The sequence below is a fragment of the Paucibacter sp. XJ19-41 genome (assembly GCF_028462495.1).
GTDB lineage: Bacteria > Pseudomonadota > Gammaproteobacteria > Burkholderiales > Burkholderiaceae_C > Roseateles_E.
Window position 1 is genome coordinate 1 of sequence record NZ_JAQOWX010000136.1, and the last position, 13,525, is coordinate 13,525.

The 13,525-nt window shown below is 68.3% G+C and carries 14 protein-coding genes; 7 read left to right on the forward strand and 7 right to left on the reverse strand.

The window, feature by feature from the left end:
* Window positions 1–978 (reverse strand): MFS transporter (locus PO768_RS24555; RefSeq protein ID WP_272648131.1); only part of this gene is annotated, 978 nt, incomplete at its 3' end.
* A gap of 70 nt (window positions 979–1,048) precedes the next feature.
* Here PO768_RS24555 and PO768_RS24560 point away from each other — a divergent pair.
* The 3 genes from PO768_RS24560 (at window position 1,049) to PO768_RS24570 (ending at window position 3,412) form a co-directional block, all read left to right on the forward strand.
* Window positions 1,049–1,870, forward strand: a complete 822-nt coding sequence (locus tag PO768_RS24560; RefSeq protein WP_272648132.1) for an AraC family transcriptional regulator — start codon at window positions 1,049–1,051, stop codon at window positions 1,868–1,870.
* Between the two features lie 68 nt (window positions 1,871–1,938).
* Complete coding sequence (nadA, locus tag PO768_RS24565; RefSeq protein ID WP_272648133.1) at window positions 1,939–3,039, forward strand: quinolinate synthase NadA; 1,101 nt, start codon at window positions 1,939–1,941, stop codon at window positions 3,037–3,039.
* An 88-nt stretch (window positions 3,040–3,127) separates the two neighbouring features.
* Entirely contained in the window at window positions 3,128–3,412 is a 285-nt protein-coding gene (locus PO768_RS24570) for a late competence development ComFB family protein (protein ID WP_137941867.1), read from the forward strand.
* A 10-nt stretch (window positions 3,413–3,422) separates the two neighbouring features.
* Here the strand turns inward: PO768_RS24570 and PO768_RS24575 are convergent, their stop codons facing one another.
* Window positions 3,423–4,124, reverse strand: coding sequence for a hypothetical protein (locus PO768_RS24575; RefSeq protein ID WP_272648134.1), 702 nt, complete (start codon window positions 4,122–4,124; stop codon window positions 3,423–3,425).
* A 94-nt stretch (window positions 4,125–4,218) separates the two neighbouring features.
* A complete protein-coding gene (gene nadB / locus PO768_RS24580) occupies window positions 4,219–5,817 on the reverse strand; it encodes an L-aspartate oxidase (RefSeq protein ID WP_272648135.1) in 1,599 nt (532 codons plus the stop codon).
* Window positions 5,818–5,900: 83 nt separating this feature from the next.
* Between nadB and PO768_RS24585 the strand changes: the two genes are divergently transcribed.
* The 3 genes from PO768_RS24585 to PO768_RS24595 are packed head-to-tail and all read left to right on the forward strand — an operon-like array spanning window position 5,901 to window position 8,710.
* Window positions 5,901–6,587: a class I SAM-dependent methyltransferase gene (locus PO768_RS24585; RefSeq protein ID WP_272648136.1), complete on the forward strand. Its 687-nt coding sequence runs from the start codon at window positions 5,901–5,903 to the stop codon at window positions 6,585–6,587.
* Window positions 6,588–6,639: 52 nt separating this feature from the next.
* Window positions 6,640–7,902, forward strand: coding sequence for a S8 family peptidase (locus PO768_RS24590; RefSeq protein WP_272648137.1), 1,263 nt, complete (start codon window positions 6,640–6,642; stop codon window positions 7,900–7,902).
* A gap of 16 nt (window positions 7,903–7,918) precedes the next feature.
* The gene (locus tag PO768_RS24595) at window positions 7,919–8,710 is read left to right on the forward strand and encodes a DUF6065 family protein (RefSeq protein ID WP_272648138.1); all 792 of its coding nucleotides are present in this window, start codon (window positions 7,919–7,921) and stop codon (window positions 8,708–8,710) included.
* Here PO768_RS24595 and PO768_RS24600 read toward each other — a convergent pair.
* From PO768_RS24600 to PO768_RS24615, 4 genes are all read right to left on the reverse strand, one after another.
* Window positions 8,707–8,973 carry a hypothetical protein gene (locus tag PO768_RS24600; RefSeq protein WP_272648139.1) on the reverse strand — a complete coding sequence of 89 codons (267 nt, stop codon included), beginning with the start codon at window positions 8,971–8,973 and terminating at the stop codon, window positions 8,707–8,709. The genes PO768_RS24595 and PO768_RS24600 overlap by 4 nt on opposite strands.
* Window positions 8,974–9,016: 43 nt before the next feature.
* Window positions 9,017–11,620, reverse strand: coding sequence for an ATP-dependent chaperone ClpB (gene clpB / locus PO768_RS24605; RefSeq protein ID WP_272648140.1), 2,604 nt, complete (start codon window positions 11,618–11,620; stop codon window positions 9,017–9,019).
* A gap of 73 nt (window positions 11,621–11,693) precedes the next feature.
* Window positions 11,694–12,068: a fluoride efflux transporter CrcB gene (gene crcB / locus PO768_RS24610; protein ID WP_137941859.1), complete on the reverse strand. Its 375-nt coding sequence runs from the start codon at window positions 12,066–12,068 to the stop codon at window positions 11,694–11,696.
* A gap of 127 nt (window positions 12,069–12,195) precedes the next feature.
* Window positions 12,196–12,684: a molybdenum cofactor biosynthesis protein MoaE gene (locus PO768_RS24615; protein WP_272648141.1), complete on the reverse strand. Its 489-nt coding sequence runs from the start codon at window positions 12,682–12,684 to the stop codon at window positions 12,196–12,198.
* 145 nt (window positions 12,685–12,829) lie between these two features.
* Here PO768_RS24615 and PO768_RS24620 point away from each other — a divergent pair.
* Window positions 12,830–13,525, forward strand: a 696-nt coding sequence (locus tag PO768_RS24620; protein WP_272648142.1) for a hypothetical protein, incomplete at its 3' end; no start/stop codon positions are given.

The following is a 13,525-nucleotide window of genomic DNA, read 5'->3' on the forward strand; positions in this document are numbered from 1 at the left end:
GGTGGCTGCCGCGGCCACCAGCGGCGGCAGCCAGCCGGCCGCGACCAGCAGCAGCAGGCCGGCGGCCAGCGCCATCGCCAGCGCGATCGTGCGCTCCAGGCGCTGCACCCTGGCGACCAGGAAGCCGCCGATCACCATGCCCAGTGCGCCACACAGCATATAGCCGGTCACCACATAGGCGGTCAGGCTCAGCGGCAGGCCGTACATCTGGCCCAGCGCCGGGCTGGCAAAGCTCTGGATCGCGCTCAGCGCGGCGGTCGTGAAGAAGAAGAAGGAGAAGCACAGCCAGACCGAGGGCAGGCGCAGGAAAGCCATCGGGTGCTCCTCCTTCGCACCCACAGCCGGTTTGGCATGGCCCCAGGAACCCTGGCTGTCATCAATCGCCTCGCGCTTGAGGAACAGCAGCGCGATCACCGCCAGCGCCACCAGGCCGGTGCCCAGATAGGCATAGCGCCAGTTGCCGGTGGCCTCGGCGATGCCGATCGAGAACACCGGCGCCAGCGCCCAGCCCAGATTGCCGGTGATGCCGTGCACCGAGAAGGCGTGGCCCAGGCGCGGCTGCGAGACGCGCTTGTTCAGTATCGTGAAGTCCACCGGGTGGAAGGGCGAGTTGCCCAGGCCGGCCAGCGCCGCCGCCAGCATCAGGCCGGCAAAGCCGGTGGCCATGCCGGCCGCGATCGAGGCCAGCACAAAGCAGGCCAGCGCCGCGAACAGCACCGGCCGCGCGCCGCGCTTGTCCACCAGAAAACCGGCCAGCGCCTGGCCGATGCCCGAGATCACGAAGAAGGTCGTGACCAGCAGGCCGAGCTCCGAATAGCTGAGCCCGAAGTCCTTGATGAAGGCCGGGAACAGCGGCGGCAGCAGCATATGAAAGAAGTGCGAGGTGCCGTGGGCCAGGCCGATCAGGCTGATCGTGCCGTAGTCGCGCCGGGCCTGGGCGCGGCCGTCGAGGGTGAGGGAGGCGGTATGCGTCGTCATGGCGCCAATGTAGGCGGCGGCGGCGCGGCCGGGTTACGATAGATCGCCAAGCTTTGTCGCAATCACGCCAATGGCCACCTCTCGATCCGCCACGCGCACCAGCCTGCCGCCCGCCGACCCGCGCCGTTACGCCCCGAGCCCGGAGCGCCCGCTGCGCGGCAAGGCACGGCTGATGGAGCATCAGATGGACATCCAGCCGCACCAGCACGACTGGGGCCAACTGGTGTTCTCGGTCGGTGGGGCGGTGCGCGTCAGCACCAGTGCGAGCACCTTCATCGTGCCGCCCTCGCGTGCGGTCTGGATCGCGCCGCGCATCATCCATGCGGTCTCGGCCATCGAACGGGCCGATCTGCGCACCCTCTATCTGCACGAGAGCCTGACGCATGCATCGGCCTGGGAGCAGTGTCGGGTGCTGGAAGTCTCACCGCTGCTGCGCGAGCTGGTGCTGCAGTTGCCCACCGAGCCGGACGCCGCGCCCGACACCCCGGCCGAGCGTGAACGCGAGCGCTGCATCAGCCATCTGATCGTCGACGAGCTGGGCCGCGCGCGCAGCCTGCGCCTAGGCGTGGCGCTGCCGCAGGACAAGCGCCTGCTGCGCCTGTGCCAGGCCATCATCGAAGACCCGGCCCGCCATGCCAGCCTGGCCGACTGGGCCGCCGAGGTCGGCGCCAGCGAGCGCACGATCTCGCGTCTGTTTCGCGAGCAGCTGGGCAGCGGCTACGGCCAGTGGCGCAGCCAGGTGCTGCTGGCCCATGCGCTGTCGATGGCGGCGCGGCAAAAGCCGATGAGCCATATCGCCGCCGAGCTCGGCTATGCCAGCGCCAGCGCCTTCACCGCGATGGTGACGCGCACCGTGGGCATGCCGCCAAGCCGCTTCTTTGCCGAGGCCTGAGCAAGGCCATCTCGCTCCGAAAGGCCTGACGCCAACGAGCGGCATGGCCGCAGACCTAAAATCCGCTGATGACTCAGGTTCTCTTCGACTACACCCGCCAGGACGCCGAAGGCGCCAGTTGCACCGCCCATGCCTGGGCCAAGGTGCCGGCGCCCTTGACACCCAGCCAGCGTGCCACGCTGAAAGCCCGCGCCGCAGCGCTGCTGAAGGCCCGCAATGCGGTGCTGGTGGCGCATTACTACGTGGACGGTGATCTGCAGGATCTGGCGCTCGAGACCGGCGGCATCGTCTCCGACTCGCTGGAGATGGCCCGCTTCGGCCGCGACCACGAGGCCCAGACCCTGATCGTCGCCGGCGTGCGCTTCATGGGCGAGAGCGCCAAGATCCTGTCGCCCGAGAAGCGCGTGCTGATGCCCGATCTGGACGCGACATGCTCGCTGGACCTGGGTTGCCCGGCCGATGAGTTCGCGGCATTCTGCGACGCCCATCCGGACCGCAAGGTGGTGGTCTACGCCAACACCAGCGCGGCCGTGAAGGCGCGCGCCGACTGGATGGTCACCAGTTCCTGCGCGCTCGAGATCGTCGCCGAGCTGAAGGCCAAGGGCGAGAAGATCCTGTGGGCGCCGGATCGCCATCTGGGCCGCTACATCCAGGAGCAGACCGGTGCCGACATGCTGATGTGGAACGGCGCCTGCATCGTGCACGACGAGTTCAAGGGCCTGGAGCTGGACCTGCTGAGTGAGCAGCATCCGGACGCGATGATTCTGGTTCACCCCGAGTCGCCCAAGAGCGTGGTCGACAAGGCCCATGTCGTGGGTTCCACCTCGGCGCTGATCAAGGCCGTCGTCGAAGGTACGGCGCAGGAATACATCGTCGCCACCGACAACGGCATCCTGCACCGCATGCGCCAGCTGGCGCCCGGCAAGACCCTGATCGAAGCGCCCACCGCCGGCAACGGCGCCACCTGCAAGAGCTGCGCGCACTGCCCCTGGATGGCGATGAACGGGCTGCAGGGCGTTATCGACTGTCTGGAACTGGGTCAGGGCGAAATCCAGATCGACGAAGCGGTGCGGGTCAAGGCGCTGGGCTGCATCACACGCATGCTGGACTTCACGGCGGCGCTGAAAGCCCGGACGGCCGGCATGAAGACCGGCATAGGCGCAGCCTGAATAAGGGGGGATGGCGCCCGTTTTTCGTCTGCAGGGAGCGCTATAAAGCGAATACGCTTGCGCGATCCACAGAAAGACGAGACGCCTCATGACCGACTTCAGCTCGCTCTACAACCACCACGAACGCGAGGTATTCAACGCCGTCGCAACGGTGGCCCCACAGTTCCCGGCCATCAGCAGCAACGACCTGCTCGTTGACGTGGCCTGCGTGGCACTGAACCGCCTGCCGCCGCGCTACATCCGCCACGAGGTGGATTTCTCCTTCTACCTGACCGAGCACGAGCGGCTGGAGATCGACGCCGCGATCAGCGAGGCTGTCACCTATGCCTTCAACTTCGTGCAGGCGCGCACCGCGCTGCGCGCGCGGCGCTGAGACCCTGCCATCAGGCCGGGAGCCCGGCCACGGCAAACCAGAGCAGCACGCTGATCGCCGCCGCGCCCAGCAGGAGACCGAGGAACAGGCCCACTCGGAACGAGTGCCCGCGAGGCGCGTGCTGCACCGATTCACTGCGGTCGCGCAGCGGGCGGCCCAGCAGCCGGCTGGCGGCCTTGAGCTCGGCCAGCAGCTTGACCCGCTCGTGAAATGCGGCCAGACGCAGATGCAGGGGCGGCTCGCTCGGCGGCCTGACGATCAGATAGGCCACATAGATGTCGTGCGCGTCATAGCGTGTCGTGCTGCTTTCATCTTCAAAGACATCGCGCTGAATCTGATGGGAGATCAGGCGCGCCTCGACGCTGTCGATCTGACTCGCCGGATAGCAACGCCAGAACTGGCAATAGGCGATGCCCCAGCCCTCCCAGACATCGCGGCGCAAGAGGTCCACTGCCCAGCGCCGCACCAGCAGCGCTTGGCCCAGACCACTCGCCAGCAGCATGATTGCCGCCCAGGCCAGTGCCAGCCGAGCCGCCGGATCTAGCGTGCGGTCGGCGTCAAAAGCCGCCAGCGCGGCGGCCACGCTCCCCAGACACAGCAGCAGGCCCAGCGCGAGCTTCAGCGGCCCGAGCGGCCTGCCGAAGGCGCCCAGGTCTTGCAGATGACTGCTCGGCGGACGGCCATGCGACGGATCGACGGGGTTTGTCGGCAAGATGGGTGCTCGGGCTGGCTTACTAAGGGCTCAGGCTTTGTAGCGCATGCAGCGCAGGCTATCAAGACCTGACCCCAAATCCTTCATCCCGTCTTCAGCTGCCGCGCAGCCCCCGCTCAGCGATCAGCACGGTCGGGAAGCTGACCGGTAGCGTGCGCGGATAGTCCCGGCTGAAATGCAGGCCGCGGCTCTCGTGGCGCAGCAGCGCCGAGCGCACGATCAGCTCGGCGCAATCGACCAGGTTGCGCAGCTCCAGCAGATCGCGGGTGACGCGGAAGTTGGCGTAGTAGTCGTCGATCTCGCCGCGCAACAGATCGATGCGGTGCAGCGCCCGCTCCAAGCGCTTGGTGGTGCGCACGATGCCCACATAGTTCCACATCAAGAGGCGCAGCTCGTCCCAGTTGTGGGCGATCACGACCTGCTCGTCGGCGTCCTCGACCTGGCTTTCGTCCCAGGCCGGCAGTGGCGCCGGCTCGCCCTCGTCCTGGGCCAGGATGTCCTGCGCACAGGTCTGGCCCAGCACCACGCACTCCAGCAGCGAATTGCTGGCCAGGCGGTTCGCGCCATGCAGACCGGTATAGCTGGTCTCACCGACCGCATAAAGCCCCGGCAGATCGCTGCAGCCCTTCAGATCGGTGACCACACCGCCGCAGGTGAAATGCACGGCCGGCACCACCGGAATCGCCTGGCGCGCGATATCGATGCCCAGACTCAGGCAGCGCGCATGGATGGTCGGGAAATGCTCCTTCAGAAAGGCCTCGCCCAGGTGCGTGGCGTCCAGCCACACATGGTCCAGGCCGTGCTTCTTCATCTCGAAGTCGATCGCGCGGGCGACGATGTCGCGCGGCGCCAACTCCATGCGCTCATCGTGCGCGGCCATGAAGCGCGTGCCGTCCGGCAATTTCAGATGACCACCCTCGCCGCGCAGCGCCTCGGTGATCAAGAAACTGCGCTCCTGCGGGTGGTAGAGGCAGGTCGGGTGGAACTGGATGAACTCCATGTTCGCGACCCGGCAGCCGGCCCGCCAGGCCATCGCGATGCCGTCGCCGGTCGAGGTGTCGGGGTTGGTCGTGTAGCGGTAGACCTTGCCGGCGCCGCCGGTGGCCATCACGACCGCGCGCGCGGCCAGGGTCTCGACGCGGCGGCTGTCGATGTCCAGCGCGTAGATGCCGTAGCAGCGCGGCTGTTCCTCGCGCTGCACATGGCGCGAGGTGATCAGGTCCAGCGCCATCCAGCGCTCGCGCAGCGTGATATTGGGATGGGCATGGGCGGCGGCCAGCAGCTGGTCGTGAATGGCCTTGCCGGTGGCATCGGCCGCGTGGGCGATGCGGCGCACCGCGTGGCCGCCCTCGCGCGTCAGGTGCAGGCCCAGCGGGCCATCGTCGTCGAGCGTGAAGGGCACGCCTTGCTGCACCAGCCATTCGACCGCCTGGGCGCTGCGCTCGGCGATGAAGCGGGCGGTAGCCTCGTCGACCAGACCGGCGCCGGCATCCTGGGTGTCGCGCACATGGCTCTCGATGCTGTCGTCGCGGCCCAGCACCCCGACGATGCCGCCCTGGGCCCAGGCGGTGGCCGCCTCGGTCAGGTCGCGCTTGGCCAGCACGATGACGGGCACCGCATCGGCCAGATGCAAGGCCACGGTCAAACCGGCCAGGCCGGCACCGACGATCACCACGGGAGCTGCTGCAGTCATTCAGGCGGCCGCCAGTTGCGTGGCGTCATCAAACAAGGAAGCGCTGATTCTAAGTAGCGATCGCGGTCCGGATAATCAGACGCATGAGCGCTCTGCCCCGCATCGCCTGCCCCTTGTGCGGCGGCCTCGACCTGCTGACCCTGCCTGCCGTGCGCGAGCGCGCCTACCGGCAGTGTCCGCATTGCCGGCTCAGCTTCATGCAGCCGGCCGACCGCCCGAGCCCGAGCGCAGAGAAGCAGGAGTACGACAGGCATCGCAATCAGGCCGAGGACCCGGACTACCGTGCCTTCCTCGACCGCCTGGCCCTGCCGCTGGCCGAGCGGCTGCGGACCGGCGATGAGGGTCTGGACTATGGCTGCGGCCCCGGCCCGGCCTTGGCGGCCATGCTCAGCGAGCGCGGCTTCCCCACCGCCGCCTACGACCCGATCTATGCGCCTCACGCCGGCCTGCTGCAGCAGCGCTATGACTTCATCAGCTGCACCGAGGTGGCCGAGCACTTCCACGACCCGGCGGCCGAGTTCGCGCGGCTGGACGCGCTGCTGCGACCCGGTGGCTGGCTGGGACTGATGACCCAGTGGCGCCAGCCGGAGCGCGATTTCGCGGCCTGGCGCTATGTCCATGACCCGACCCATGTGTGCTTTTACGAGCGCGCCACGCTGGACTGGATCGCCCGGCGCTGGGGTTGGGCCCTGCAATGCCCGGCCGCGAACATCGCCTTGTTTCGCAAGCTCCCTAGCCCGAAGGATGCAAGCCGGGGCGCCGCTGCCTAGAGTCCTTGCCAGCGGCGCCGTCGTGCCGCCCGAGCCGTTCTAGGAGACCCTCATGGCCACAGCAAGAAAGAGCACCGGAGCCCCCGACGCCACCGCACGCAAGTCGGTGATCGTCACCTTCAAGCCCAAGGACAAGCGCAAGAACAAAAAGGCCGACAAGCTCGAGCTGCGGGCCAGCAGTTGCCCGCGCCGCGAAAGCCTGGAGTTCTTCGACGTCGGCAGCGCCTCGGCCTTCACAATAGGCTCACCCGGCCTGCCGGGCGGCCTGGACAACGATCACATGGGCTTCGACATCAATCTGTTCGAGGCCCCGATCCTGACACTGACCTTGAGCGACGCCGAGATCAAGGCGCTGAAGGGCAACCCCGATGTGGCCGCCGTCGAGACCGATGACTGGGCCTATGCGCTGCCGATGGAGACTCTGGTGTTCGAGGGCCAGCCCTCGGTGCAGGCCGAGACCGTGCCGGTGGGTGTGAGCCAGATCAAGGCGCCGCCGGCCTGGGGCTGCTCACGCGGCCGCGGCATCAAGGTCGCGGTGCTGGACACCGGCATCGACTGGAACCACCCCGACCTGAAGGCGAATGTCAAAGGCGCGGTCAGCTTCGTGCCCGGCGAGACCGCGATGGACGGCAACAGCCACGGCACCCATTGCGCCGGCACGATAGGCGCGGCGATCAACGGCGCCGGCGTGGTCGGCGTCGCGCCCGAGGCCTCGCTGTACGGGGTCAAGGTGCTGGCCAACAACGGCAGCGGCCAGTACAGCTGGATCATTGCCGGCATCAACTGGGCGATCCAGAACAAGATGCAGATCGTCAGCATGAGCCTGGGCGGCGGCGGCGCACCGGCCGCGCTGGAGGCGATCTGCGACGCCGCCTACAACGCCGGCGTGCTGCTTGTCGCAGCGGCGGGTAATGCCGGGCCTGGGGCCAATACCGTGATCTACCCCGGCAAATACAAGCGCGTGATCGCGGTCTCGGCCATCGACAACAGCAATGTGATCGCGTCCTTCAGCAGCCGCGGCCCCGAGATCGAGATCGCCGCGCCGGGCGTGCAGGTGCTGTCCACCGTGCCGGGCGGCGGCTACGGCCAGAAGAGCGGCACCAGCATGGCCTGCCCCCATGTGGCCGGCGCGGCGGCCGTGGTCTGGGGCGCGCACCGCTTCGCGAGCAATACGCAGATCTGGAATCTGCTGGCCAGCACCGCCGACGCGCTGGGCCCGCCGGGATGGGATCCGCTGTATGGCTATGGCCGGGTCGATGTGGACCAGGCGGCGCTGGCCATGGTGCCGGCACCGGCCGTGGCCTTCAAGCCCTGAGCCTGCGGACCCGCCGGTGGAACTGCGGCTGCTGAGCCTGGTGCCCAATGCGCCGCTGCCGCAGCGCGCGCCGGCCTCGACACGGCCGGCCGTGCCATCCGGCTACGGCGTGCAGGAGCAATGCCTGCCCTTCACGGCGGCCTGCGCGCTGGGCCTGCTGGTGCCGGCTCCGTTCGACTTCGGCCTGTGCCTGCCGGCCGAACTGCCGGCTGGCGTGCAGGGCTTTCGCGCGCCGGGACTGCAGGATGCCGCGACCGAGGATCAGCGGCTGTTCTATGTGCGCGACCGGCCCAGCAGCCGCTTCCGCGCCAATGCTTTCAGCTTCGATCCCCTGCCCTTTGACGACGAGCGCGGCGAGCGCGCCGAGTTGCGGCCGGTGCAGCCGGGGCTGAGCTTCTTCGAGCGCCCCGATCAGGCCGGGCTGTTCAAGCTGCATCTGCCCTGGCTGCTGCGCACACCGGACGGCATCGACAGCCTCTACGGCCCGCCGCTGAACCGGCCGGCAGCGCTGGAGCTGCTGAGCGGCCTGATCGAGAGCGATTGGTATGCGCACCCGGTCAACCTGGTCGTTCGCCGGCCCGCCACGAGTGCACTGCACATCAGCGCCGGCCAGATCATCGCCCAGGTCTTGTTCGTCGCCCGCGACAGCCGTCGCGCCGAAGCGCCAGCGCTGCCGGCCGACAGCGCCGCCGCCCAGACCCTGCGCAACGATCTGCTGCGCTGGTTCGTCGCCCACCGCCAGGATCGCAGCGCCTACCGCCGGCTGGCGCGCAGCAAGCAGGGCCGGCTCGACGTCGCCAAAGACTAAGGCTTGAGCAGCGCGTCCAGCGCCTGCATCTGCCCGTCCAGCTCGATGCGCTCGATATCGCCGCGCTGGGCCAGCGCCAGGGCCTGGGCCGCGCTCATGCGGCCGGCCGCCATCCGGATCGCGTCGACGGCGGTCTCCACCTTGAACGGCAGCGCCGCCGCTCCCGGCGCCAGCGTCACGAGGAAGGACAGCGGCTCGGCCACCCCCTGCGCGGCCAGCGCGCGCAGGCGGGTGGCGAGATCGACAGCAAGCTCGGCGGGCATGGCGGTCCCTTTCAAGGCCAGGATCGCCCGAGTCTAGCCCTCATCAATGCACGACCCGCCCGAACTGGAATTCCCCATCGGCCACATCGACCGGAATCACATCCTTGGGTCCGAACCGGCCTTGCAGAATCAGCTTGGACAGCGGGTTCTCGATGCGCTGCTGGATCGCCCGCTTGAGCGGCCGAGCACCAAACACCGGATCGAAGCCGACCTTGGCCAGCTCGTTCAGGGCCGCCGGGCTGACGTCCAGCTTCATCTCCATCTTCTCCAGCCGCTTCTCCAGGATCTGCAATTGGATGCGGGCGATGTCCTGGATGTGCTTCTGGTCCAGCGCATGGAAGACCACGGTCTCGTCGATGCGGTTCAGGAACTCGGGCCGGAAGTGGGCCTTGACCTCGCCCCAGACCGCATCGCGTATCACCTCGTCGGACTCGCCGACCAGGTTCATGATGTGCTGCGAGCCGAGGTTGCTGGTCATCACGATGACCGTGTTCTTGAAGTCCACCGTGCGGCCCTGGCCATCGGTCAGGCGGCCGTCGTCCAGCACCTGCAGCAGCACATTGAACACATCCGGATGCGCCTTCTCGACCTCGTCGAGCAGCAGCACCGAATAGGGCTTGCGGCGCACCGCCTCAGTCAGGGTGCCGCCCTCTTCGTAGCCGACATAGCCCGGGGGCGCGCCGATCAGACGGCTGACCGAGTGCTTCTCCATGAACTCGCTCATGTCGATGCGCACCAGATGGTCTTCGCTGTCAAACAGGAAGCCGGCCAGGGCCTTGCACAGCTCGGTCTTGCCGACGCCGGTGGGGCCGAGGAAGAGGAAGGAGCCCAGCGGCCGGTTTGGATCGGACAGGCCGGCACGTGAACGGCGGATCGCATCGGCCACCGCGACGATGGCCTGCTCCTGGCCAACCACACGCTGGTGCAGCTTCTCTTCCATCTGCAAAAGCTTGTCGCGCTCGCCCTGCATCAGCTTGGCGACCGGGATGCCGGTGGCGCGCGCCACCACCTCAGCGATCTCTTCGGCGCCGACGAGGGTGCGCAAGAGCTTGTTGGGCGTGCCAACGCTGCCATCCGCGCCCTTGCCCGACTCCTTGGCCTGGGCCTCGTGCAGCTTCTTCTCCAGCGTCGGCAGGCGGTCGTACTGCAGCTCGGCGAGCTTGTTGAAGTCGCCTTTGCGCTTGAGGTCCTCAATCTGCAGCTTGATGCGCTCGATCTCCTCCTTCACATGGGCGCTGCCCTGGGCCTGGGCCTTCTCGGAGGTCCAGATCTCTTCCAGGTCGTTGTACTCGCGCTGCAGCTTCAAGAGCTCTTCCTCGATCAGCGCGAAGCGCTTCTGCGAGCCTTCGTCCTTCTCGCGACGAACCGCCTCGCGCTCGATCTTCAGCTGGATCATGCGGCGATCCAGCTTGTCCATCACCTCGGGCTTGGAGTCGATCTCGATCTTGATCTTGGCCGCCGCCTCGTCGATCAGGTCGATGGCCTTGTCGGGCAGAAATCGGTCGGTGATGTAGCGATGGCTCAGCTCGGCCGCGGCGATGATGGCCGGGTCGGTGATCTCGACGCCATGGTGGACCTCGTACTTCTCCTGCAGGCCGCGCAGGATCGCGATCGTCGCCTCGACGCTGGGCTCGTCGACCAGCACCTTCTGGAAGCGCCGCTCCAGCGCCGCGTCCTTCTCGACGTACTTGCGATACTCGTCCAGCGTGGTCGCGCCAATGCAATGCAGCTCGCCACGCGCTAGCGCGGGCTTGAGCATATTGCCAGCGTCCATCGCGCCCTCGGCCTTGCCGGCACCGACCATGGTGTGCAGCTCGTCGATGAAGAGGATGATGCGGCCCTCGTCCTGCGCAACCTCCTTCAGCACGGCCTTGAGCCGTTCTTCAAAGTCGCCGCGGTACTTGGCGCCGGCCAAGAGGCCCGCCATGTCCAGCACCAGCACGCGCTTGTTCTTCAGCGACTCCGGCACCTCGCCATTGACGATGCGCTGGGCCAGCCCTTCGACGATGGCGGTCTTGCCCACGCCGGGCTCGCCGATCAGCACCGGGTTGTTCTTGGAGCGGCGCTGCAGCACCTGGATCGCGCGGCGGATCTCGTCGTCGCGGCCGATCACCGGGTCCAGCTTGCCCTCGCGGGCGCGCTCGGTCAGGTCCAGCGTGTATTTCTTCAGCGCCTCGCGCTGACCTTCGGCTTCGGGGCTGTCGACCTTCTGGCCGCCCCGCACCGCCTCGATCGCGCCTTCCAACGCCTTGCGCGTCAGGCCATGGCCGCGCGCGATGCCGGCCAGATCGGTCTTGGCATCGGCCAGCGCCAACAAGAACATCTCGCTGGCGATGAACTGGTCGCCGCGCTTGCTGGCCTCCTTCTCGGCGGCCTGCATCAGGCTCATCAGATCGCGGCTGGGCTGGACCTGCTGGCCCTCGCCCTGCACCTGCGGATAGCCGGCCAGCACCGTGTCCAGCGCGGTCTTCAGCGCCGGCACCTTGACGCCGGCGCGCTCCAGCAGCGCACGCGGTCCGTCGGGCTGAGCCAGCATCGCGCCCAGCAGATGGGCCGGCTCGATATAGGGGTTGTCGGTCGTCACGGCCAGGCTTTGGGCCTCGGCCAGGGCTTCCTGAAAGCGGGTGGTGAACTTGTCGACACGCATGGGATAAAACCTCCGTTGCCCGGCAGATGGGACCCAGCGTCCGCTTTTCAAGGCGCGGCGGCCTTGCGCCAGATCAAGTCCGCAGCAGCGCCTGCATCAGTTTCAGACCCAGCGCCGCCGCGCCCAGCGAGCCCAGCACATGGACCGCCGTGTGTGTCAGCGCCAGGCCGAACGCGCCGCGCTGCAGCAGGGCCAGCGATTCGCCCGAGAAGGCCGAGAAGGTCGTCAACCCGCCCAGAAATCCGGTCACCAGCAGCAGCTTCAGCAGCTCATCGGGCTGGCGGCCGAACCATTCCAGCGCCATGCCGATCAACAGCCCGCCGACCAGATTGACCAGCAAGGTACCCAGCGGAAAGCCCTGCCAGCTGGCGTTGAGCCAGACCCCGGCGCGCCAGCGCGCCAATGCCCCCAGCGCCGCCCCCAGGGCCACGGCCAGGGCGGCGCTCATGCCGCGTTCCCGGCCTCGATGCCCCAGCGCTGCAAGGCCGCATCGTCCGCCACCNTGAGCCAGACCCCGGCGCGCCAGCGCGCCAATGCCCCCAGCGCCGCCCCCAGGGCCACGGCCAGGGCGGCGCTCATGCCGCGTTCCCGGCCTCGATGCCCCAGCGCTGCAAGGCCGCATCGTCCGCCACCCGCGCGTCCACCCAGTGGGCGCCCTCGGGCGTGTGCTCCTTCTTCCAGAACGGGGCCTGGGTCTTCAGATAGTCCATCAGGAATTCGCAGGCCTGGAAGGCCTGGCCGCGATGCGCCGAGGCCACCAGCACCAGCACGATCTGCTCGCGCGCCGCCAGCGCACCGACGCGATGGATCACCCGGGCGGCCCGGATATCAAAGCGCCGCTGGGCCTCGTCGATCATCGCCTCGATGGCCGCCTCGGTCATGCCGGGGTAATGCTCCAGCTCCATCAGGCGCACGCTCTGGCCATGACTGGCGTCCCGGACGGTGCCGACAAAGCTGACCACCGCGCCGATGCCGCCATCGGCCGCGCGCAAGGCCCGGGTCTCGGCCGCGAGGTCGAAATCGGCGGTCTGGATGCTGACGCGGGGCGGGTTCGGGCTGCTCATGGGCAGATTGTGGCATCCACGCCAGCCCCGCCTGAGCGGGCGGCCAGCGCACGGCATGCCCGCCGACTCAGGGCCAACACCGGGGCGCGCCACGCCTGCAACTTGTTACATTTGTCCCCAATACAGGTGACAGGTCTTCAAAACAATGAAAAGCGACGGGAGCGGGCGGGAGGCCTGCAACAACCATATGCAGCAGGAGTTGCGCTCGCCGTCCTGGCTGGCCACGCTGTCAGGCGACGAGGTGCCACCGGACACCCAGGCGCTGCTGCGCCAGGGACGCCAGCTGATCATCAGCGCCGCCTACCGCCAGGCCTATGCCTTGTTCATGCGCGCCAGCCAGCAAGCCCATGAGGCCGGCCATCTGGCCAGCGAGGCCCAGGCGCTGGCCCTGCTCTCCTATGCGGCCGGCAATCTGGGCCATAACGAGGAGGCCATCGAGACCGCGATGCTGGCCACCCAGCTGGCCGACGCCGGCCAGGCCCCGCTGGTCAGCCTGATGGTGCTGAACTATCTGGGCGTGGCCCTGCTGTGGAACGGCAGCCATGACGGCGCCGAGGCGGTGCTGACCCAGGCCTATGACGATGCGCTGCGCCACGGCCGGCCCGGCGTGGTCTGGCAGCCGCATATGAACCGCTGTCTCAACGAGGCCTACCGCGCCGTCACGCTGCGCCAGCTGGAGCGACAGCGTCCCGACGCCAGCCGGCTGCGCCGCCTGCTCGACGATTTCGATGCCAGCGCCGAGGCCCTGGGCAAGGCCGGCGCACCGGCCTCGCTGATGCAGCAGGGCGTGCTGCAGTGGCTGCGCGCGCTGGCCGAGGGCTGGCAGCATGGCGCGGCGGCG